The following is a 20,677-nucleotide window of genomic DNA, read 5'->3' on the forward strand; positions in this document are numbered from 1 at the left end:
TCCCGGTGACGCAGAGTGGACAGGGCGAGGAGCCCTCGGCGCGACCCGCGCACGAAGGCATCGTGCTGCCCTCCGACGGAGGAGAGCCCCTGCTGCCGGGCACGACGGGCGCACCCGCGCCCTCCGCGCCGCCCGGCGGTCAGACCTGGGGCGGTGAGTGGGGTCCCGGCCAGGAGGCACCGCAGCCGGGCCAGGGCTGGCCCCCCGCGACGCAGCAGTGGCCCCTCCCCGAGCAGCAGGCCGGTCCCGGCCCGATGCCGCCCGAGGGTGCCCCCGCGCCGTCGTACGGCGGCGAGCCGTACCCGCAGTACGCGGAGAACGGCGGCGGCTACGCGGACAACAACGGCGGCTATGCGGACAACGGCGGCGGTCAGGGCTACCCGGCCGCCGGGGCGCCCATGCCCCCGATGCACGAGGCCGCCACCCAGTACATGCCCCCGGTGCCCGGCGCGGGTCCCGAGGGCGCGACGCAGTACATACCCCCGGTCCCGGGCGGCGGCGCGGCCGAGGCGGCCACGCAGTACATACCCCCGGTGCCCGGCGGCGCGCTGCCGCCCGAGATGGGCGGACCGGCGCAGCAGCAGCCCGGCCACGCCCACGCCGAGGCGGCGACCCAGTACATCCCGCCCTACCCGGGCGACGACGGCGAGCGGCAGCCGCCCGCCGAGTTCGACAACCTCTTCCGCGGTCCGCAGGCGGGCGAGGGTTCCACCCAGCAGATGCCGCGCGTCCCCTCGGCGCCCGTCGGCCAGGCGCCGGTGATCTCCGGGCAGCCCGCCTACCGGCCGCCGATGGACGAGGACGACAGCGGGCGCCGGGGCGGCGGACGCACCGGATCGCGCGTGCCGGTGATCGCCGCCGTGGGCATCGGCATCGTGGTCCTCGGCATCGGCGCGGGCGCGCTGCTCAGCAGCGGCGGGGACGACAAGAAGCCGGACCCCGCCACCGCCGCCGCCTCCAGCCCGGCCAGTACCGAGCCCTCCGCCTCCGCCGCCGCCGACCCGGCCAAGCAGCAGGCGGTCGCCCTCGACCAGGTGCTCGCCGACAGCGGCAACAGCCGCGCCCAGGTGATCCGCTCGGTGGAGAACGTCAAGGGCTGCCGCGACCTCGGTCGCGCCGCCACCGATCTGCGCGACGCCGCCCGGCAGCGCAACGCGCTGGTCACCCGGCTCGGCAAGCTGTCCCTGGACAAGCTGCCGGACAACGCCGCGCTGAAGGACGCGCTCACCAAGGCGTGGCAGGCGTCCGCCTCCGCCGACAACCACTACGCGGCCTGGGCGGGCCAGGTGGCCGGCAAGCACGGCTGCGCCAAGGGTCACGCGCGCACCACCGGCCAGACCCAGCAGGGCGACCGGGCGAGCGGCACCGCCAGCGCCCAGAAGACCCGCGCCGCCCAGTTGTGGAACGCCATCGCGGGCAAGTACGGCCTGACCGCGCGCCAGCCGACCCAGCTCTGACGAAAGACCCGGCGCCCGGGAAGCTTCCCCGGGCGCCGGGTCTTCGCACGCCTCGCACGCCTCGCACGCTTCGCCGGACGGCTCAGTCCACGTCCGCCTTCGCCAGGGTGGCCGTCATGTCGGTGACCTCGGAGGACGCCGTCGCGCCCCGCTTCGCCGCGACCAGCTTGCCGTCCCGGACCACCTGGACGGTCACGTCCGCGTTGACCAGGCGCGGGAAGCCGACCGCCGACAGCGGGGTCTCCTGCGGCCAGTGCAGGGTCGGGGTCAGACCGCCGGTGCCCACCTTCAGACCGTGGTCGAGGGTGTGCTGCACGGTGTCGGCGCTCACCTCGCCGTCCCCGATCCGCTCCAGGACCGCCTTCAGCACGGTGTAGGCGAGGTAGGTGGTCTGCACGCCCACGTCCGCCGGGTCGATGCGGTTGTCCCCGAACGCCTCCGTGTCGATGATCTTCTTCATCGAGTCCCAGCGCGGGTCGGAGGCGACCGGGTACCAGCTCGTGACGTACGTCCCCTCGTACGGTCCGCTCGCGCCGCCCGTCGCGTTGATCAGCGACTGGTCGACGCTGCCCAGCACGGTCGCCGTGCGCACCGCCGGGTAGTCGGGGCGGGCGCGCCGGAAGGAGTCCATGAACGTGTCGGTGCGGTCGCCGAGCGCGGGCACCACGCAGCCCCTGCGCGCCGGGTCGGCGGTCGCCCCGTGCAGTGCCCGGTCGGAGGCGGTGCCGTACTCGGTGGCGTCGTCGGCGGCGAGCTGGTCGTTCGCCGCCGCGTGACCGCCCGCCTTCAGACCCGCGTCCAGCAGCGGGGGCATCTCGTCCCCGGCGATGCTGTCGGGCCGCACCAGCGCGACGGGACCGCAGGTGCCCGCCAGCGCCTGCCCGAGCCCGGCGAGCAGGGCGGGCTGACCGCCGTTGACCGGGTACGACACGGGGCTGGTGAACTCGTCGCTGGTCACGCCGTAGCCGCCGATGAAGGGGATGCCCGCGCCCTCCAGCGGGGCGAGGTAGGAGTCCCCGTACTGGCTGTACGAGCCGACGACCGCGACCGCGCCCTCGTCCGCCGCGCGCCGGGCGCAGCGGGCCACGCCCACGCTGTTGTTGCGCTCGTTGCAGGTCAGCACCTGGAGCCTGCGACCGCCGATGCCGCCGCGCGAGTTGATCCACTTCGCGTACGCGACGGCCATGGCGGGCATACCGGGCTTGTTGGTGGCGCGGGTGTTCTCCGGCGCCCAGGTCATCACCTTCACCGTGCCCTCCCCGGAGTCCGAGCCGCCCACGACACCGCACCCCGCGGTGAGGGACGCGCACACGGCCAGTGCCCCGGCGTACCGGGCGGCGGTGCGGGTGCGCCGGGTGAGGGGGAAGGGGAAGAAGCTGCGGGGGAGTCGCCTGCCGGTCATGGACACGCACGATTCCCTCACGCACCCAACCCAGAGGTGACCCTCGGTCGACGACGGGTGACAGCGGGGTGAACAGCGGGGGCGAATGGGGCGCCCGGGACACGGAACGTACGATCGTTGACCGTGCAAGGTTCGGAGAACACTTCCCGTCGCGGCCGCCGCTCCACCACCATGGGCGTCATGCCACTCAACGACATGCCGTGGTGGCGCTGGCGCTGCACTGTGCGTTCCGCGCTGCACATGCTCTCCGACCCGGTGTTCCAGCGGGACGTCTGGCTGGCCGGCGTACCCGGGTACGGCGACGTCACCGACGCCGTCTACCGGCTGGTGGAGGACACCTGGCTGGACAACTGGTCGGCCGAGAAATACGTCGGCACGATATTCCGGGACTCGCAGGAGGCGGCGCTCGTCGACACCGCCGTTCTGCGGGTCCTGCGGATCATGCACCAGGTCGGTCCGGACGCCCCGGTCTCCGCCTACCTCGACCACGCGGGCTGGCCGGAGGCGGTACGGGCGGCGCGCGACGCCCATCTGCGGCTCGCCGCGAGCGACGGGGACGACGCGGAGGCGCCGCCGCGCAGCCTGGAAGTGCTCCAGATCATGACCAGGTCCGCGTAGCGGCTGCCGCCGCCGGGCGCGGGGTCTGCCGTCGCCGGGCGCGGGGCTGCCGTCGCCGGGTCGCGTGGGTCCGTCTGCCGGACACCCCGCCCGCCGGGGCGGTCCGGCGTGAGATCGTGTGACGCATGAACGAGCAGCCCAGCCGCGTTGCCGCCGGTGCGGCGGACCAGTACGTCCTGACCCTCTCGTGCCCGGACAAAAAGGGCATCGTGCACGCCGTGTCGAGCTATCTGTTCATGACCGGCTGCAACATCGAGGACAGCCAGCAGTTCGGCGACCACGACACGGGTCTGTTCTTCATGCGCGTCCACTTCACCGCCGAGGAGCCGGTGACCGTGGACAAGCTGCGCGCCAGCTTCACGGCCATCGGGGACGCCTTCCACATGGACTGGCAGATCCACCGCGCCGACCAGAAGATGCGGATCGTCCTCATGGTCAGCAAGTTCGGGCACTGCCTGAACGACCTGCTGTTCCGGGCGCGGACCGGGGCGCTTCCCGTGGAGATCGCGGCGGTGGTGTCCAACCACACCGAGTTCGAGGAACTCGTGGGGTCGTACAACATCCCCTTCCACCACATCCCCGTCACCCGGGACACCAAGGCGGAGGCGGAGGCGCGGCTGCTGGAGCTGGTGCGCGAGGAGAAGGTCGAGCTGGTGGTGCTCGCCCGCTACATGCAGGTCCTCTCGGACGACCTGTGCAAGGCGCTGAGCGGGCGGATCATCAACATCCACCACTCGTTCCTGCCGAGCTTCAAGGGTGCGAAGCCGTATCACCAGGCGCATGAGCGGGGGGTGAAGCTGATCGGGGCGACCGCGCATTACGTCACCGCGGATCTCGATGAGGGGCCGATCATCGAGCAGGAGGTCGAGCGGGTGGGGCACGAGGTCACCCCGGACCAGTTGGTCGCCGTGGGGCGGGATGTGGAGTGTCAGGCGCTGGCGCGGGCCGTCAAGTGGCACGCGGAGCGGAGGATTCTTCTTAACGGGCGGCGGACTGTGGTGTTCGCCTGAGGTTCGTCGGCGGGTGCGGGTCCGTTGTGGCTTGTCGCGCCCACGCGGCGGCAGCCGCAAATCGACACAGCCCCGCGCCCCTGGGTGGGACACCCGTACGTTTCCTACATCCGGCTCAGACTTGCTGTTGCCGTCAGGACTGTCCTGATCGCGTCCCTGTCGCCCTTCTGGCCCGCCGCTGCTTCCTCCGGGGAGACGTGGCCCGCTGCCAGGCGGCAGAACTCGACGCCGTCCAGGGCTACTTGGGCCACCTGGTCGGCGTCGGGGGTGCGGGGGTCCAGGGGGATGACGTACTTGTTGCCGTAGGGGCTGCCCTCGATCTCCAGCAGGACGGTGCCGGGCGGTGCCTGGGGACCGGCGGCCAGGACGGCGGGGAGCATGCGGATCGCGAGGTCGATCAGCTTGCCCAGGTGGCGGGGTGCGGGCGGGTCGTAGGGGTAGTGGACCGCCTTCGCGATGTCCTCGGCGTGGACCCAGCACTCGAAGGCGCGGTCCAGCATCGCGTCGTGCAGGGGGAGCGCGAAGTCGCCGTAGGACACCTCGAAGCCGCGGGCGCGCCCGCCGGTGAAGGACGCGGTGCGGACGAGGCGGTGGCTCTGGTCGCGCCAGGGTTCGCGGACGTGGCGGGTGGGCGGGAAGTGCGAGGCACGCCAGAACGCCTCGGTCCGCTCGGCGGGACCACCGGTCCCGCGCGCCTGCTCGGCGAGTGCCTCCGCCAGCGGGTCCTCCAGACCGAGCGCGGTGGCCACCAGACCGTCCACCGAGAGCAGATGCGCGATGACCCCGGCGACGGTCGTACGACGGCTGGTCCCGCCCTCGGCGCCGAACCAGCGCAGCCGTACGGGCGCGTGCCACTCGGCGTCGCCGAAGTCCTGGAGGAGGGCGTCCAGACGGGCGGTCTCGGCGTCGTAGGCGTCGGCCCAGTCGGGCACCGGGATGCGCGGCGGGCGGCGGCTCAGGCAGGTCTCCAGGACCCGGGCGCGCAGCGTGGGGTCGACGTCCAGCGGCTCGGGGCGGTGCAGCAGCTCCACCGCCTCCCGCAACCGCCGCGCCTCCTCGGCACAGCTCCCGCAGTCCCCCAGATGCTCCTCCACCGCCTCCGTCTCCGCCCCCGAGCAAGCGGCCAACGCCCAGGCGCCGAGCAGCGACCGCAACACGTCGTGCGACAGCGCCGCACCGCCTTCCGCCGCTTCTCCGCCCGCGCGGGGCAACGGCACGCGCTCGGACCGCGCCCGGATGCGGTCCGCCGCGGCGCGTTCACCGCCGGGCCATGCCTGGACGCCCTCCGCGCCTGCGGGTTCGACGTCGGGCGATGCTCCGGTGCGCTCCGCGCCGGGTTGTTCGCCGTCGGACCAGGTCCGGGTGCCTTCCGTGCCGGGGCGTTCGCCGCCGGGCTGTGCTCCAGCGCTCTCCGTGCCGGGGAGTTCCCCGCCGGGCCGGTCTCCGCCGGACCGCGCCCAGGCGCCCTCCGTGCCGGGGTGTCCCGCTGTGCCGGGCTGTCCCATGGCGCTCTCCGTGCAGGGGTGTCCCGCGGTGCCGTCTGCTTCGGGGGTCCGGGCGGCAGCCCCCTCGTGGCGCTGCTGCCGCGGCACGTGCTCCTCGGTGCCGTCCACGTGGGGCTCGTGGGGGTTCGGGGGTGTCATGGGGTTCCCCCGTCGGGCGGTGGGGTGTCGTGGGCGGTGGAGAGGAGTTGGAGGCCGAGGCGGAGGCGGCGGCGCGCCTCGTCCTCGGTGACGTCGAGGTCGGCGGCGGTGCTGCGGTAGTCGCGGCGTTGGAAGTAGGCCAACTCAAGCGCAGCGCGCAGGGGTTGGGGCATCGAGTGGACGATGTAGTCGGCGCGGGCGGCGACCGCCGCGCGGTGGACCTTGCGCTCCAGTTCCTCCGGCGAGGTGCCGTCGCCGCCGAGCGCTGCCGTCTCGTTGTCCCGCAGGCGGCGTACCGCGAGGCGGCGGGTGACCGCGGCGATCCAGGTGCGCAGCGGCTCCTGGCGGGGGTCGTACGTCTCGGGGTGCTGCCACAGGTGGGCGAAGACCTCGCGGGTCAGGGCGTCGGCGGCGCCCTCCTCGCCGAGCACGCGGTGGGCGAGGGCGTGCACCAGCGAGGCGTACCGGTCGTACAGCTCACCGAGTGCCGCCGCCTCCCCGCGCGCCAGCCGCTGCTGCATCACGCGGTCCCAGCGGAGCGGTACGTCCTGCTGCGCCATGCCGTTCCTCCCCTCGCCCGGTGCGGGCCCGGACCGGTGTCCCGGTGACCTTCTCTCGAATGTAGTCGGCACGTCTGACAGCGCACGCCCCTTTGTGTCAATGTGCGCCCCCCGCTGCGTCGCAGGTGATAGGGCCTCCTTCACACCGCCTTCACTCTTGCATGGTCCAACTCCGATCGAACAGGATTGATAGTGACCGAAACAAGACCTTTGCCGATCCTCCGCGGTTTGCCAATTCGTGTTTCAGGGAAACGCCCGCTGGGCAGCCGCGCGGAAAGAAACGTAGGGACTGCTTCCATTTCCGGGCGGTTCCGCGAGATCCGCCGAGCGGAGGGGTGTGGCCGTGGCATTCGAAGTGACCGGCGCCGAGCGGGGCGCGTGGGCCGTGCTCCGAGTCTGCGGTGAACTGGATCTGGTGACCTCACCGGTGTTGCGCCAGCGGGTGCACGACGCGGTGGCCGAGGGGCACCACAGTCTCGTCCTCGACCTTTCCGAGGTCTTCTTCTGCGATTCCAGCGGGGTCGGCGTGCTCATCGCGTCCCGGCGCCTCATCCGCTCCTGCCAGGGCAGGCTGCGGCTGATCCTGCCGGACCGGGGCGCGGAGGACGGCTCGCACGTGAACCGGGTCCTGGGCGCGCTGGGCGTACGGCGCCTCTTCGACGTGCGCGCGGATGTCGCCTCCGCCACCGCCGACGAGCCGGACTCGCTCACCGCCTGAACCGAAGTCGTCGGACATCCCGGAAGACGATCTTCCGGTAATTCGGCGCCCTGCGGCGCGAATTCATGGCCACGGATGTCGCGGATCGTGGCGAACTCGCATCACTGAGCGTCGATATCGGGTTGTGTCCGTTCCGCGACTCGTCACGGCCCGGAGTCGGCGGCCCGCTCGGGTACCTTGGGTGAGATGCGAGTGGCTGCGAGCACCGGTGGTGCCGGAGATGCCCCTGGGGCGTTCCCGGACTCGGTGTCGCGCGCCGCTGTTCACGGGGTGACGGTGGAATACCGACCCGATTGTTCGACTCCTCGACATGGGCGTCGCACAGTATGCCGCACGGGTACTCCTTCGCGCGGGAATATGCCCGAAGCGCTTGTTGGGGTGACTGTACGTCAACCATGCTGTCTCGTAAGGGAATCACGTTCCGTGACCCTTGCTCTGGTCGTTGTTCTGGCCATGCAGAAAATGGCTACGATCGTGGCCTTCGCCGTACCGCGCGTCGCGGATCGTGTCGCGCACGACGGGCGGCGTGGGGTCATGTGTCCGCCGGTTCGGATGGTGTGAGCGGTGCAGGTGCTTCAAGTACTGGAGATCCGGCCCGACCCCGAGGAGGTGAGGCGGGCGCGCTCGTGGACCCGCTCCCGGCTCGCCGGGCTCGGGATAGCGGCCGACGAACCGTTGGCCGAGACGCTGATCCTGCTCGTCTCCGAGCTGGTGACCAACGCGGTGGTGCACACGGGGCGCCCGGCGCTGCTCCGGCTCTCGCTGCCGGGCGGTACGCCAGGCGGCCGGACGGAGTCCGGGGACGGCGACCCGGAGACCGCGCGGGAGCCGGAGAAGACGCGCACGACCGTCGTCTCCGCCACGGTGCGCCTGGAGGTGGCCGACGCCAGCTCCCGTGCCCCCGTGCCGCGTTGCGCGGGCGACGACGCCACCGGCGGCCGGGGTCTGGCCCTCGTGGACTGTCTCGCCGACCGCTGGGGCTGGCAGACCGAGGGCGCGGGCAAGAGCATCTGGTGCGAACTGGACCGCTGTTCGCCGCCCCGGGAGGGCGTGGCGATGGCGTACGGGGGCGGCATGGCCGCGTACGAGGGCTTCACCTTCGAGGCCGTCTGACCCGTTTCCCGGCGGTGCGCCGGGCGTGCTCCCGTGCGCGGTCGCCGCGAAGTGCGCGCAAGTACCCGCCGCCCGTACGGTGTTGACGCGTCGAGTGTGTGTGAACACGCTGGTGTGCGTCGATTCGCCGCGAGGGGACGGCGAGGACCGGGGTGACGGAGTCCTCGCCGAGTGTGGGTCGCACCGGTCGGCGGCGCCGGGCGTGCACAGGGGGACACGCCCGGGAGATACGCCACCGCCCGGTCCGCGCGGGGCGGGAGCCAAGCCAAAACGCTCCCGCCCCGTCCAGCAAGCCCGCCCCGCCTGCACGACCCGTCTCGCCCGAGCTACCCGGTGCCTGCCTGCTTCGCCCGGCCCGCCAAGACGCATCCGCCCGGTCGGACACGACGCCGGGACCTCGCCTCGCACGGGCTCCCGCCCGCCTGCCGCCTGTCTCGCCCTGTCCGGCAACTCGCCTCCGCCCGGTCGGACGCGGCGCTCGGAACCTGGCTCGCACGGGCTCCCGCCGCGTTCCAGCCCGTCTGTCGGCACGTCTGCCTGGCCGTCTCGCCTCGCCCTGCCCCACCAACCGTGCCCGTCTTGCCCAGCCCGTCAAGTCGCCTGTCTGCTCCGGCACCGCACTTCCCGCCCCCAGAGCCCGGCAAGACGCATCTGCCGGTCTGGGCAAGGTGGTTGTGGGGCCTTGCCCCGAACCTGCCCCGCTCCCGTCGGCGCTCGCCGCCTCGTCCCGCACGGCGCTTCCGGCCCGTCTGCGAGGCCCGCTCCCTAAGCTGCCGCCATGGCATGTCGCATCAGCGAGTTGGTCCTCGACGCCGCCGATCCCGAGCGTCTCGCCGTCTTCTGGAGCGAGGTCCTCGGGTACGTGGAACTCGGCCGCGAGGAGGACGGGAGCATCGAGATCGGGCCACCCGGCACCGGGTTCGGCGGACCGCAGCCCACCCTGGTCCTCAGCCTGACCACCGACCCGCGCCCCGCGAAGCTCCGGCTGCACCTCGACGTCAGCGCCACCGACCGCGACCAGGACGCCGAACTGGAACGCCTGCTGGCGCTCGGGGCGAGGCGGATCGACGTCGGCCAGACCGGGGAGGAGAGCTGGCACGTGCTGGCGGACCCGGAGGGGAACGAGTTCTGTCTGCTCAGGGCCCGGGTCGGGGTCGTCTAGGCGCGGGCGGTGGCCCGGAACGTGCGTCGGTAAGCCGTAGGCGTCACCCCCAGGTTCTGCTGGAGGTGCTGGCGCATCGACTGGGCTGTGCCGAAGCCGCAGTCGCGGGCTACGTGGTCGATGGGGAGGTCGGTGGATTCCAGGAGGCGGCGGGCTAGTTCGACGCGTTGCTGGGTGAGCCACTGGCCGGGGCTGACGCCGACCTCCTCGCGGAAGCGGCGGGTGAAGGTGCGGACGGACATCGACTCGCGGGCGGCGAGGTCGCGGAGCTGGATCGGCTCGTGGAGGCGGGCGAGCGCCCAGGCGCGGGCGGCTTTCGTGGTGGCGAGCTGGGGGTCGGGGACCGGGCGGTGGATGTACTGCGCCTGGCCGCCGTCGCGGTGCGGGGGGACGACCGTGCGGCGGGCGACCTCGTTGGCGACCGCCGCGCCGTGGTCGCGGCGGACGATGTGCAGGCACAGGTCGAGCCCGGCGGCGACCCCCGCGGAGGTCAGCACGTCGCCGTCGTCGATGAACAGCACGTCCGGGTCCACCCGGATCGCCGGGAACATCCGCTGGAAGCGGTCCGCGTCGGCCCAGTGCGTGGTCGCCGGGCGCCCGTCGAGGTATCCGGCGGCGGCGAGGACGTAGACCCCGGTGCAGATGGAGGCGAGGCGGGTGCCGGGGCGGATGCGGGCGAGGGCGGCGGCCAGTCCGGGGGTGAGCCTGCCCTCGTCGTACTCCGGGCCGAGTTCGTACGACGCCGGGACGATCACCGTGTCGGCGGTCGCCAGCGCCTCGGGACCGTGCGGCACGTGCACGCTGAAGTCGGCGTCGGTCACGACCGGACCCGGCGGACGCACCGAGCAGGTCAGGACCTCGTACAGCGCCCGACCGTGCTCGTCGCGGGCGCGGGTGAAGATGCGGTGCGGGATGCCCAGTTCGAAAGGGAGCAGACCGTCCAGGGCCAGGACGACGACGCGGTGCGGGCGGAACTCCTCGGACGTGGCCATGGCCCGATCCTAGCCAACACTGACCTGCGGGCCACTCGATGCGCGTGCACACGGCGCCCGATCCTGGACGGCGTGACTCAGACAAGCGAAGCCACCGCCGCCGACCCGACCCCGGCAGGGCGACGCCGGGTGCACCGCGCCTGGTTCGTCGCCGCCGTCACCTTCGTCACGATCATCGGCGCGGCGGCTTTCCGTTCCCTGCCCGGACTCCTCATCGACCCGCTGCACGCGGAGTTCGGCTGGTCGCGCGGCACGATCGGCGCCGCCGTCTCCGTGAACCTCGCGCTCTACGGACTGACCGCGCCGTTCGCCGCCGCGCTGATGGACCGCTTCGGCATCCGCCGGGTGGTCGCCGTCGCGCTGACGGTCGTCGCGCTGGGCTCGGGGCTCACCGTGTGGATGACCGAGCCCTGGCAACTCATCCTGTGCTGGGGGCTGTTGGTCGGTCTCGGCTCCGGCTCGATGGCGCTGGCGTTCGCCGCCACCGTCACCGGGCGCTGGTTCACCGCGCGGCGCGGTCTGGTCAGCGGCATCCTCACCGCCGCCTCCGCCTCCGGGCAGCTCATCTTCCTGCCGCTGCTGTCCTGGATGATCGAGAGCGGTCACGACTGGCGCCCGGCGGCTGTCACGGTCGCCCTCGCCGCCCTCGTGGTCGTGCCCTTCGTGTGGCTGCTGCTGCGCGACCACCCGGCCGACGTGGGACTCGCGCCGTACGGGGCGAGCGAGTTCGTGCCCAAGCCGCCGCCGCTGACCGGTGCCGCCCGGCGGACGCTCGGGGTGCTCGCGCGGGCGGCGCGGACCGGACCGTTCTGGCTGCTCGCGGGCAGCTTCGCGATCTGCGGGGCGTCCACCAACGGGCTGATCCAGACCCACTTCGTGCCCGCCGCCCACGACCACGGGATGCCGGTCACGGCGGCTGCCTCGCTGCTCGCGGTCATCGGCGTCTTCGACGTGGTCGGCACGATCGCGTCGGGCTGGTTCACCGACCGCTTCGAGCCGCGCCGCCTGCTCGCCGTGTACTACGCGCTGCGCGGCACCTCGCTGCTCTTCCTGCCGGTGCTGCTGAACCTCGGTCCCGAGGTGAAGCCGCCGATGGTGTTCTTCATCGTCTTCTACGGTCTGGACTGGGTCGCCACCGTCCCGCCCACGCTCGCCCTGTGCCGGGACCGGTACGGCGACGACTCCGCGATCGTGTTCGGCTGGGTGCTCGCCTCGCACCAGATCGGCGCGGCGCTGGTGGCGTGGCTCGGCGGGGTCGCCCGCGACGTGTTCGGCTCCTACGACATGGTCTGGTACGCCTCCGGCGCCCTGTGCGCGGCGGCGACCCTGATGGTGCTGGTGATCCGGCGCCGCCCGGCACCGCTCAGCCTGCCCGCGTAGCCTCGCGGGCCAGCCGTCTGGCGATGGTGCGGGCGATCTTCTCGGCGTCCAGGGCGAGTTCGCGGAACATGCCGCTGATCGGGTTGGTGAACCCGGTGAAGTACAGCCCCGGCGCCTCCTTCGGGCTGCGGGCGCCGTGCACCACCGGGCGCCCCCGCCCGTCCAGCACCCCGAGGTGCCCGACCAGGGAGTCCAGACCGCGCGAGTACCCGGTGGCGGCGATCACCGCGTCCGGCGCCACCCGGCTGCCGTCGGCGAGCGCCACCTTGCCGTCCTCGAACCCCTCGACGGCGGCCGTGATCTCGACCTTGCCCTCGCGCACCGCGTCGATCAGACCCACGTCCTGCACCGGGATCGCGCCCTCGCGCACCCGGCTGTAGAGCCCGGACTCCGGTCGGGGCAGCCCGTGTTCGGAGAGGTCGGGGGTGCTGAGGCGGGCCATCGGACGGGCGAGCCGGTCCACGAGCCGCACCGGCAGCCGCCGTACCAGGATGCCGGTGTACTGGGCGGACCAGCCCGCCGTCGAGCGGCGCACGATGTGCGGGACGGTGCGCACGGCGAGGCGGACCCGCGCCGCGCCGCCCTCGACCAGGTCCACGGCGATCTCGGCGCCGGTGTTGCCCACGCCGACCACGAGCACGTCCCGGTCGGCGAACGGGCGGGCGTTGCGGTAGGCGCTCGCGTGCAGGAACTCCCCGTCCCAGTCCTCGAGTCCGGACCAGTCGGGCAGGCGCGGGGTGTGGTTGAAACCGGTGGCGACGACCACCGCGCTGCCGGTCAGCTCCCTGCCGCCGGAGGCGTGCAGCAGCCAGCCCGCGCCGTCCGGGGCGGGTTCGACCCGGAAGACCTCGACCCCGGTGACGATCTCCAGTTCGTGGTGCTCGGCGTACTTCTCCAGATAGCGCACCACGTCGTCGCGGGACACCCAGCGCCCGAACGCGCGGGGGATCGGCAGCCCCGGCAGCGCCGAGAGGCGCCGGGTGGTGTGCAGCTTGAGCCGGTCGTAGTGGCGGCGCCAGGACGCGCCGACCCGGTCGGCCTTCTCCAGGATCACCGCCCGCACCCCGCGTGCCCTCAGGGCGTGCGCGACGGCGAGTCCGCCGGGACCGGCACCGATGACGTAGACGGGACGGTCGGCGGGGGTCGCGGTCAGGTGCGCGAGAGAGGGACGCGAGTCGGCCATGAGCGCGAGCGTAATCACACCCCCGGTTGATGGGTATCGGTCAAGACCGGAATTGGTTGCGGATTGACAACGATGACGTGTGCGGAGTGCGAAACGTGTGAAAACGCTTCACGGCCACAGCAGTTGACGCGCCCACCCGAACTCGGTGCGCCGGTACTCCAGGCGTACGTGACGGCGGTCCGGGTCGCCCTGGAAGAACTCCACGACCTCGGGGCGCAGGCGGTAGAGGGTCCACCCGGGAACCGGTTCGGCGGGGTTCTCGCGCGCCTGCCGCCAGGCGCCCTCGGACGCCTCGCGCAGCTCCTCCAGGGAACCCAGCTCCTCGCTCTGGCGACCGGTGAGCGCGGCGGCGAGGGCGCCGGTGGAGCGGGCGTGCAGATCCGCCTGGCCCTCCTCGCCGGGGGCGGCGGTGACCGGACCGCGCACCCGTACCTGGCGGCCGAGCACGGGCCAGTAGAAGGCGAGGGCGGCGTACGGATGGGCGTCCAGGGCGCGCCCCTTGCGGCTCGTGGCGTGGGAGGCGAAGGACCAGCCCGCCGCGTCGGCGCCGTGCAGCATCACGATCCGCACGTCCGGGTCGCCGTCCTCGTCGGTCGTCGCCAGCGACATGGTGTGCGGCTCCGGTTGCCCCGCCCGTACGGCGTCCGCGAACCACGCGGTGAACAGCGGCAGCGGGGAGGGCGGCGCGGTCGCCGGGTCGAAGGGGCGCAGCTCGGTCTCCCCGGGCGGCCACACCCGCAGGGAGAGCAGCAGGGCGTGCAGATCGGGGTGGGCCGGGGTCTCCTCGTGTGCCATGGACCGAGTATCGCCCGCTGCCGCGCGCTGACTTCGGACGCGGGACGGGCGGTGGTCCACCCGAGTGGACCACCGCCCGCCAGACAGGACGTGGGGCGCGTGCTACCTGGCGGGCTTCTTCCCGGTCACGCCGAGGTACGTCAACAGCGAGAGCGTCGGCTTGAGTTCGGCCTGCTTCACGCCCCAGGCGGAGAAGCCCTTCTGGTGCGCGGCGACCGAGGAGAGCATGGTGACCAGGGAACCGGCGATCGCCGAGGGGTTGATGTCCTTGTCCACCCGCCCCTTGGCCTGGAGTTCGGCGACGGCTTCGGTGAGCGGGCCGTTGACCGCGTTCAGGATCTTCATGCGGAGCTTGTTGAAGCGCTTGTCGCCCTCGGCGGCGGCGAGGTCGACCACGCGCAGGATCGCGTCGTTGCGGCGCCAGAAGTCCATGAAGCCGTCCACGAGTTCCTGCGCGGTCTGCCAGCCCGCCTTGCCCGCCCAGCTCCGCCCGGCGAGCAGTTCGGCCAGCTCGGCGCTCTCGGCGGCGGTCTGGTCCGCGATCTCCAGGACGGCTCCCTCGACGTCCGGGAAGTACTGGTAGAAGGTCGCGGGCGACGTGCCCGCCCTCCGGGCGACATCGATGACCTTGACGTCCCGGTAGGGGGAGGAGCTGAGCATCTCGCTGAGGCAGTCGAGCAGCTTCTGCCGGGTCGCCTGCCCACGCCGGCCGGCCACGCGGCCGTCGACGGTACGCACTTGTCCTGTCATGCCGTCAGCTTACCGACGGGGGGCAGGAGCGCTATTCGGCCGACTGCAAATGGGGTGCCCGGCCATCTCGGGGCGATTTCCCTGGTCTGCGGGGTGCGCGCGAGGCGGTTACTTTGACGACATGGCCGAAAACAGTGCACCGGCGTACGGCGAGGGCGTGCCCTGCTGGGTCGACGCGCAACTGCCCGACGTCGAGGCGGGCAAGCGGTTCTACGGTGAACTTTTCGGGTGGACCTTCGAGCTCGCCGAGGAGGCGCCCGGCGGCTCGGTGTGGGCGCGCCTGGACGGCGAACCCGTCGCCGCGCTCGCCCCGAAGACGGACGGCCGGATGCCCACCGTCTGGACGGTCTACTTCGCCACCCCGGACGCCCGCGCGCTCGGCCGCCGGATCACCGAGGCGGGCGGAACCCTGATCTCCGGTCCCTTCCCCGCGGGCGGACTCGGCAGCGCCGCCCTCGCCGCCGACCCCGAGGGCGCCGTCTTCGGTCTGTGGCAGCCCGGCTCGCTCCCCGGATTCGGGCGCCGCCGCGAGCCGGACACGTTCGTCTGGGCCGAGCTGTACACCCGCGACACCGCCGCCGCGAACACCTTCTACGGCGCCCTCTTCCACGAGGCGCTGTTCGGCTCGGGCACCGAGCCCGACTTCGGCCGCGCGGACGTCACCGACGTGTTCCCCGCCGAGATGCCCCCGCACTTCGTCGTCCACTTCCGCGTCGCGGACCTGGACGCCGCCCTCGCGACCGTACGGCGGCTCGGCGGGCGCGTTCAGGTGCCGCCCTTCGACGCCTCGTACGGACGTGTGGCGGTCGTCACCGACAATCAGGGGGCGTCGTTCGCGCTGCTGCACCGGTGACGGAGCGGCTCGCGGCGGCGAAATGACGGGATTGGGCACGAGACACCCCGATTCGCCACCGGGTTCGCAACCGGGCGCCCGGCCAGGAAGAATCGGGGTGCGTGCCGCCAGGGCGGTGCGGTGGTGAGACGCTGCACTACGGCCGCGTCCGCAGGTGGGCGACGCGGCTCGTACGGGGAGGTGGCAGGCAAGTGGTGGATCAGCTCACACAGCACGACCCGCGGCGGATCGGGCCGTTCGAGGTGCTGGGCCGGCTGGGGGCCGGCGGCATGGGGCTGGTCTATCTGGCGCGCTCGGCATCAGGGCGGCGGGTGGCCATCAAGACCGTCCGCACGGAGCTGGCCGAGGACCAGCTCTTCCGGGTCCGCTTCACCCGCGAGGTGGAGGCGGCCCGCGCGGTCTCCGGCTTCTACACCGCCGCCGTCGTCGACGCCGACCCGCGCGCGGCGGTGCCCTGGCTGGCGACCGCGTACGTCCCGGCGCCCTCGCTGGAAGAGATAGTGAACGAGTGCGGTCCGCTCCCGGCGCAGGCGGTGCGCTGGCTCGCGGCGGGCGTCGCCGAGGCACTTCAGTCGATCCACGGCGCGGGACTGGTCCACCGCGACCTCAAGCCGTCCAACGTGCTCGTGGTCGAGGACGGTCCCCGCGTCATCGACTTCGGCATCGCCTCCGGGGTCTCCAACACCCGGCTGACGATGACGAACGTCGCCGTCGGCACCCCCGCCTACATGTCGCCCGAGCAGGCGAAGGACTCCCGCAGCGTCACCGGCGCCAGTGACGTGTTCTCGCTCGGCTCCACCCTGGTCTTCGCCGCCACCGGACACCCGCCCTTCCACGGCGCCAACCCGGTCGAGACGGTGTTCATGCTGCTGCGCGAGGGTCCGGACGTCACCGGGCTCCCGGACGAGCTGCGCCCGCTGATCGACGCCTGCATGCAGATGGAGGCACCCGGCAGGCCCAGCCCCGCCGACCTCCAGTCCCAGTTGGCCCCGCATCTGTTCGGCTCCGGCTCCGACGACTCCGGCACCGCCTCCGCGTGGCTGCCCGAGAAGGCGGTCGCGCTCATCGAGGCGCGCCGGGGCGGACGTCCGCCCGCCAAGCCCGCCCCGCTGCCGCCGGGACCGCGCAGCGGCGGTCGCGGCGCCGTGCCCCCGCCGCCGTCGTACGACCCCGTGGTGTCCTCCCCGGCGCCGGTCCCGCTCGGCGGGCCCGACACCGGTCCGGTGCGGCTCGCCGGGGTCGAGGTGCCCATCGGTCCCGGACCGCGCGTGGCCGACGCCCGCGCCGCCGCGGTCAAGGCGCCGCCGCCGGAGGCGGGGCTCGTGGCGAGCTGGTCCCGGCCGCGCCCCGGCGTGCTCGGCGCCGACCCCGCCGTACCGCCCGTACCGGCGCTGCAGCCGGAAACCTCGGCGGGCTGGCGGCCCTGGCGGTTCCGCATGTCCAACGACGTGTGGGGCACCCCCTCGGTCGACGGCGACCTCGTCTACGTCACCTCCTTCGAGGTGCACGCCCTCGACGTGGCCACCGGTCGCCGCCGCTTCAAGACGCGCGACGTCGCCTGGTCCATGACCGTCGCCGACGGGCGCATCCACGCCTCCGACGGACCCACCCTGTTCGCCCTGGACGCCCGCGAGGGCACCGACCTGTGGCGGCTGTCCACGGACGCCTGGGTGTACTCGCTCAAGGCCGACCGGGGCACCGTCGTCACCGGCACCCGGGGCGGCGGCGCCCAGGCGTGGGACGCGTCCGGCGGACAGAAGCTGTGGGAGATCAGCGGCTGCCAGACGGACTTCGAGTCCCCGGAGGCGGGACCCGTCGTCCACGACGGCACGGTCTACGTCTGGCAGGACGCCCGGCTGCGCGCCCTGGACGCCCGCACCGGCGACGAACGCTGGTCCTACCCCGTCGGCGACGCCGCCTCCTGCGGCGGCGTCCCGGTCCGGCTCACCCCGGCCGACGACGGGCACGTCTACCTGTGCGCGGGCAGCCGTGTCCTCGCCGTGGAGGCGGCCACGGGTCGCGTGCGCTGGCACTTCGAGGCACCGGCGGTCTTCCTCGCCCCGCCCGCCTTCGTCCCCGGACCGGCGGTCACCGGCGGCGGTGTCTACCTCGCGGACTACCTCGGCACGGTCTACGCCCTCGACGCCGCCGACGGCCGCGACCGCTGGCGCATCGCCACCGAGTCCCGCGCCTCGGTCGAACCGGTGCTGGTGGCAGGCGGCCACGTCCACGTAGGCAGCGGCAAGGGCCTCTACACCCTCGACGCGGTCACCGGCACCCCCAAGTGGCGCTTCCAGGCGGGCGGCGACGTGGTCGGCGCCCCCTCCGTCGCCGAGGGACGCATCCACTTCGGCTCCACCGACGCCCTCATCTACACCCTCAAGGCAGACGACGGCCGCCTGCGCTGGAAACTCGCCACCGGCGGCGAGATCACCGGCTCCCTGGTCGTCAAGGACGGCGTGGTCTACGCCTGCAGCAAGGACCGCTGCGTCTACGCCCTGGACGCGGAGAAGGGCACGGGCACGGCGCGGACGGCGTGACGGCGAAGGGGGCCCTGGCTGCCCCCGCTGTCCGCCATTAGGGTGAACCGCATGAGACTACGGGGGCGCGGACTCAGGTTGACGGCTGTGCTGGCACTTACCGTGCTGGCGCTCACGGGGTTTTCGCGGGGGCACGGGCACAGCAGGCACGGCTCGGGCGGGGGCGGGTGCAGCAGCTCCAGCCAGGATCACGACAGCACGTCGTCGTCGGGCGGGGGCTTGTCCGGCTCCAGCTCCGGCTCCGGGGGTGGGTCGACGTACGACCCGGACGACGACACCGACGACTCCTACGGGAGCAGTACGGGCGGTTATCGCACCCCCCGCACGCACCGGCCCACCTCGACCGCCACCGGCAGCGGGCGCGGCGCCGTCGAGGACGGGACGGTCGAGCTGCTGAGCTGTGCGAGTGCCACGACGCCGTACGCGGTCGTCGAGGTGACCAACCCGAACAAGCGCGAGGTGCGCTACACCGCCGTCGTGCACTTCCTGGACGGCTCGGGCGCCGAACTCCGGGTCGGGCGGGCGGAGGTGGACGTGCCCGCGCGGGGCAGCGCGAAGAAGAGGGTGCAGATCGGCGCGGCGGGCGTGGGCACGGGGCACTGCAAGGCGGAGGCGGCGGCGAAGCGGGCGGACTGACGCGCCGGGCGCCGTCAACGCGCGGGCAGCGACACGGAGATGCGCAGCCCGCCGTCCGCGCGCGGAGCGAGGGTCAGCGTGCCGTCGTGCGCCTCGGTGAGGGTGCGGACGATGGCCAGACCGAGCCCGACGCCCGCGTGATCGGTGTGGACGCGCTCGGTCCCGCGCCGGAACGGCTCGGTGAGCGTCGCGACCAGCTCCGGGGTGAGGCGCTCACCGGTGTTCTCGACCGTGAGCACAGCCCTTCCCTCCTGGACCCCCGTCGTCACCCGCACCGTGCCCCCCTCGGGCAGGTTGTGGACGATCGCGTTGTGCACCAGGTTGGTCGTCAACTGGAGCAGCAGCGCCGGTGATCCGAGGGCGGGCGTGATCTCGCCCGAGGTCTCCAGCGCGACCCCGTGCCGCTCGGCGAGGGGGAGCAGCGTCTCGGTGGCTTCCTCCGCGAGGAGGGACAGGTCGACGGGTTCCCGGGTGAAGGACCGCTGTTCGGCGCGGCTGACGAGGAGCAGCGCCTCGGTGAGGTCGATCGCCCGGGTGTTGACCGCGCCGAGCCGGTCGAGGAGGGCGTCGGTGTCGCGACCGGGATCGGTGCGGGCGACGTCGAGGAGCGCCTTCGTGATCGCCAGCGGGGTGCGCAGCTCGTGCGAGGCGTTGGCGGCGAAGCGGCGCTGCTCGGCCAGGTGCGCGTCGAGCCGGGCGAGCATCGTGTCGAAGGCGTCCGCCAGCTCGCGGAACTCATCGCGGCGACCCGGGAGTTCGACGCGATGGGAGAGCGAACCGGTCGCTGCCCTGCGAGTTGCCTCCGTGAGGCGTCCCAGGGGCGCGAGCATCCGCCCCGCCAGGAACCACCCGCCCACGAGCCCGAACACCAGCAGGAACGCCAGCACCGCGAACGCCCGGGGCGCGAACACGCGCAGCAGACTGGAGCGGACCGGGAACACACCGCCCGTCGTCGGATCGCCGGTGGAGCCGGGGACGATGAGCGCGCGCTCCGGGACGTACCGCAGCAGGAACCACCACACCGCCGCGAGCAGCAGCGCACCGGCGACCATGAGGAACCCGGCGTAGCTGAGCGTGAGTTTGAGGCGGACGCTCACCCCGGGCGCCCTATCCACGCGCGCCTCCCGCGTCCGCGTCCCCGCCCGCGTCCCCGCCCGTGTCGATGCGATACCCGACCCCCGCCACCGTCGCGATGACCCACGGCTCCCCGAGCCGTTTCCGCAGCGCCGAGACGGTGATGCGTACGGCGTTGGTGAACGGGTCCGCGTTCGCGTCCCACGCCCGCTCCAGCAGCTCCTCGGCGCTGACCACCCCGCCCTCGGCGGCGACCAGGACCTCAAGGACCGCGAACTGCTTGCGGGTGAGGGCGACATGGCGCCCGTCCCGGTGGACCTCCCGGCGGAACGGGTCCAGGCGCAGCCCCGCGATCTCCCGTACGGGCGGGCGGTGATGGGCGCGTCTGCGGTCCAGCGCCCGGAGCCGGAGCACGAGTTCCCTCAGCTCGAACGGCTTCGTGAGGTAGTCGTCCGCGCCGAGCCCGAACCCGGACGCCTTGTCGTCGAGCCGGTCGGCAGCCGTGAGCATGAGGATCGGCAGCCCGCTCCCGGAGGCGACGATGCGCCGGGCGACCTCGTCCCCGGACGGACCCGGGATGTCCCGGTCGAGGACGGCGATGTCGTAGGCGTTGACGCCCAGCAGCTCAAGCGCGGTGTCGCCGTCCCCGGCGATGTCCGCCGCGATCGCCTCAAGCCGCAGTCCGTCGCGGATGGCCTCGGCCAGATAGGGCTCGTCCTCGACGATCAGCACACGCATGGGAGAAAGGCTACGAGGCGGCGCATATCGGCAACGTATCGAAAAGCGCATAC

19 protein-coding genes are annotated in these 20,677 nt (G+C 73.1%); 10 read left to right on the forward strand and 9 right to left on the reverse strand.

All coding sequences use genetic code 11. From position 1 onward, the window contains the following. Positions 1-5 precede the first annotated feature (5 nt). Positions 6-1,457: a hypothetical protein gene (locus IF655_RS25660; RefSeq protein ID WP_199587486.1), complete on the forward strand. Its 1,452-nt coding sequence runs from the start codon at positions 6-8 to the stop codon at positions 1,455-1,457. An 82-nt stretch (positions 1,458-1,539) separates the two neighbouring features. Here the strand turns inward: IF655_RS25660 and IF655_RS25665 are convergent, their stop codons facing one another. Beyond that, positions 1,540-2,859, reverse strand: a complete 1,320-nt coding sequence (locus tag IF655_RS25665) for an ABC transporter substrate-binding protein (RefSeq protein WP_199587487.1) — start codon at positions 2,857-2,859, stop codon at positions 1,540-1,542. Between the two features lie 117 nt (positions 2,860-2,976). Here IF655_RS25665 and IF655_RS25670 point away from each other — a divergent pair, with 117 nt between their 5' ends. Further along, positions 2,977-3,477 (forward strand): hypothetical protein, encoded by a 501-nt coding sequence (locus IF655_RS25670; RefSeq protein WP_199587488.1) that lies wholly within the window; start codon positions 2,977-2,979, stop codon positions 3,475-3,477. A gap of 125 nt (positions 3,478-3,602) precedes the next feature. Continuing rightward, entirely contained in the window at positions 3,603-4,487 is an 885-nt protein-coding gene (gene purU / locus IF655_RS25675) for a formyltetrahydrofolate deformylase (RefSeq protein WP_199587489.1), read from the forward strand. A gap of 104 nt (positions 4,488-4,591) precedes the next feature. Here the strand turns inward: purU and IF655_RS25680 are convergent, their stop codons facing one another. Both IF655_RS25680 and IF655_RS25685 read right to left on the reverse strand, forming a co-directional pair. Further along, the gene (locus tag IF655_RS25680) at positions 4,592-5,992 is read right to left on the reverse strand and encodes a maleylpyruvate isomerase N-terminal domain-containing protein (protein ID WP_374100363.1); all 1,401 of its coding nucleotides are present in this window, start codon (positions 5,990-5,992) and stop codon (positions 4,592-4,594) included. Between the two features lie 134 nt (positions 5,993-6,126). Next, positions 6,127-6,690: a sigma-70 family RNA polymerase sigma factor gene (locus tag IF655_RS25685; protein ID WP_199587491.1), complete on the reverse strand. Its 564-nt coding sequence runs from the start codon at positions 6,688-6,690 to the stop codon at positions 6,127-6,129. Between the two features lie 337 nt (positions 6,691-7,027). Here IF655_RS25685 and IF655_RS25690 point away from each other — a divergent pair, with 337 nt between their 5' ends. The 3 genes from IF655_RS25690 (at position 7,028) to IF655_RS25700 (ending at position 9,683) form a co-directional block, all read left to right on the forward strand. Beyond that, on the forward strand, positions 7,028-7,408 hold the full coding sequence (locus IF655_RS25690) for an STAS domain-containing protein (RefSeq protein WP_199587492.1): 381 nt from the start codon (positions 7,028-7,030) through the stop codon (positions 7,406-7,408). 564 nt (positions 7,409-7,972) lie between these two features. Beyond that, positions 7,973-8,521 (forward strand): ATP-binding protein, encoded by a 549-nt coding sequence (locus tag IF655_RS25695; RefSeq protein ID WP_199587493.1) that lies wholly within the window; start codon positions 7,973-7,975, stop codon positions 8,519-8,521. 778 nt (positions 8,522-9,299) lie between these two features. Then, positions 9,300-9,683 carry a VOC family protein gene (locus tag IF655_RS25700; protein WP_199587494.1) on the forward strand — a complete coding sequence of 128 codons (384 nt, stop codon included), beginning with the start codon at positions 9,300-9,302 and terminating at the stop codon, positions 9,681-9,683. Here the strand turns inward: IF655_RS25700 and IF655_RS25705 are convergent. Next, positions 9,680-10,675 carry a GlxA family transcriptional regulator gene (locus IF655_RS25705; RefSeq protein WP_199587495.1) on the reverse strand — a complete coding sequence of 332 codons (996 nt, stop codon included), beginning with the start codon at positions 10,673-10,675 and terminating at the stop codon, positions 9,680-9,682. The two genes, IF655_RS25700 and IF655_RS25705, sit on opposite strands and share 4 nt — an antisense overlap. Before the next feature lie 72 nt (positions 10,676-10,747). Between IF655_RS25705 and IF655_RS25710 the strand changes: the two genes are divergently transcribed. Next, the gene (locus IF655_RS25710) at positions 10,748-12,055 is read left to right on the forward strand and encodes an MFS transporter (protein WP_199587496.1); all 1,308 of its coding nucleotides are present in this window, start codon (positions 10,748-10,750) and stop codon (positions 12,053-12,055) included. Here IF655_RS25710 and IF655_RS25715 read toward each other — a convergent pair. The 3 genes from IF655_RS25715 to IF655_RS25725 form a co-directional block, all read right to left on the reverse strand. Further along, on the reverse strand, positions 12,039-13,238 hold the full coding sequence (locus IF655_RS25715; RefSeq protein WP_199587497.1) for an NAD(P)/FAD-dependent oxidoreductase: 1,200 nt from the start codon (positions 13,236-13,238) through the stop codon (positions 12,039-12,041). The two genes, IF655_RS25710 and IF655_RS25715, sit on opposite strands and share 17 nt — an antisense overlap. A 108-nt stretch (positions 13,239-13,346) precedes the next feature. Then, a complete protein-coding gene (locus tag IF655_RS25720; protein WP_199587498.1) occupies positions 13,347-14,033 on the reverse strand; it encodes a pyridoxal 5'-phosphate synthase in 687 nt (228 codons plus the stop codon). A 102-nt stretch (positions 14,034-14,135) separates the two neighbouring features. Further along, on the reverse strand, positions 14,136-14,771 hold the full coding sequence (locus IF655_RS25725) for a TetR family transcriptional regulator (protein WP_199587531.1): 636 nt from the start codon (positions 14,769-14,771) through the stop codon (positions 14,136-14,138). Between the two features lie 133 nt (positions 14,772-14,904). Here IF655_RS25725 and IF655_RS25730 point away from each other — a divergent pair, with 133 nt between their 5' ends. From IF655_RS25730 to IF655_RS25740, 3 genes are all read left to right on the forward strand, one after another. Then, positions 14,905-15,636 carry a VOC family protein gene (locus IF655_RS25730; RefSeq protein WP_199587499.1) on the forward strand — a complete coding sequence of 244 codons (732 nt, stop codon included), beginning with the start codon at positions 14,905-14,907 and terminating at the stop codon, positions 15,634-15,636. 191 nt (positions 15,637-15,827) lie between these two features. Beyond that, on the forward strand, positions 15,828-18,176 hold the full coding sequence (locus tag IF655_RS25735; RefSeq protein WP_199587500.1) for a PQQ-binding-like beta-propeller repeat protein: 2,349 nt from the start codon (positions 15,828-15,830) through the stop codon (positions 18,174-18,176). A gap of 219 nt (positions 18,177-18,395) precedes the next feature. After that, positions 18,396-18,812, forward strand: a complete 417-nt coding sequence (locus tag IF655_RS25740; RefSeq protein ID WP_242488935.1) for a hypothetical protein — start codon at positions 18,396-18,398, stop codon at positions 18,810-18,812. A gap of 14 nt (positions 18,813-18,826) precedes the next feature. Here IF655_RS25740 and IF655_RS25745 read toward each other — a convergent pair whose 3' ends face one another. Further along, positions 18,827-19,909: a HAMP domain-containing sensor histidine kinase gene (locus tag IF655_RS25745; RefSeq protein ID WP_307815063.1), complete on the reverse strand. Its 1,083-nt coding sequence runs from the start codon at positions 19,907-19,909 to the stop codon at positions 18,827-18,829. Between the two features lie 10 nt (positions 19,910-19,919). Then, complete coding sequence (locus IF655_RS25750; protein ID WP_199587503.1) at positions 19,920-20,624, reverse strand: response regulator transcription factor; 705 nt, start codon at positions 20,622-20,624, stop codon at positions 19,920-19,922. Positions 20,625-20,677: the final 53 nt, after the last annotated feature.

Source organism: Streptomyces sp. DSM 110735, from assembly GCF_016482685.1.
In the GTDB taxonomy this organism is placed as follows: Bacteria; Actinomycetota; Actinomycetes; order Streptomycetales; family Streptomycetaceae; genus Streptomyces.

Coding starts and splice junctions, on each gene's coding strand:
- IF655_RS25665 (WP_199587487.1), bottom strand. CDS start 2,859: ATGACCGGCAGGCGACTCCCCCGCAGCTTCTTCCCCTTCCCCCTCACC.
- purU (WP_199587489.1), top strand. CDS start 3,603: ATGAACGAGCAGCCCAGCCGCGTTGCCGCCGGTGCGGCGGACCAGTAC.
- IF655_RS25680 (WP_374100363.1), bottom strand. CDS start 5,992: ATGGGACAGCCCGGCACAGCGGGACACCCCGGCACGGAGGGCGCCTGG.
- IF655_RS25685 (WP_199587491.1), bottom strand. CDS start 6,690: ATGGCGCAGCAGGACGTACCGCTCCGCTGGGACCGCGTGATGCAGCAG.
- IF655_RS25700 (WP_199587494.1), top strand. CDS start 9,300: ATGGCATGTCGCATCAGCGAGTTGGTCCTCGACGCCGCCGATCCCGAG.
- IF655_RS25705 (WP_199587495.1), bottom strand. CDS start 10,675: ATGGCCACGTCCGAGGAGTTCCGCCCGCACCGCGTCGTCGTCCTGGCC.
- IF655_RS25715 (WP_199587497.1), bottom strand. CDS start 13,238: ATGGCCGACTCGCGTCCCTCTCTCGCGCACCTGACCGCGACCCCCGCC.
- IF655_RS25720 (WP_199587498.1), bottom strand. CDS start 14,033: ATGGCACACGAGGAGACCCCGGCCCACCCCGATCTGCACGCCCTGCTG.
- IF655_RS25730 (WP_199587499.1), top strand. CDS start 14,905: ATGGCCGAAAACAGTGCACCGGCGTACGGCGAGGGCGTGCCCTGCTGG.
- IF655_RS25750 (WP_199587503.1), bottom strand. CDS start 20,624: ATGCGTGTGCTGATCGTCGAGGACGAGCCCTATCTGGCCGAGGCCATC.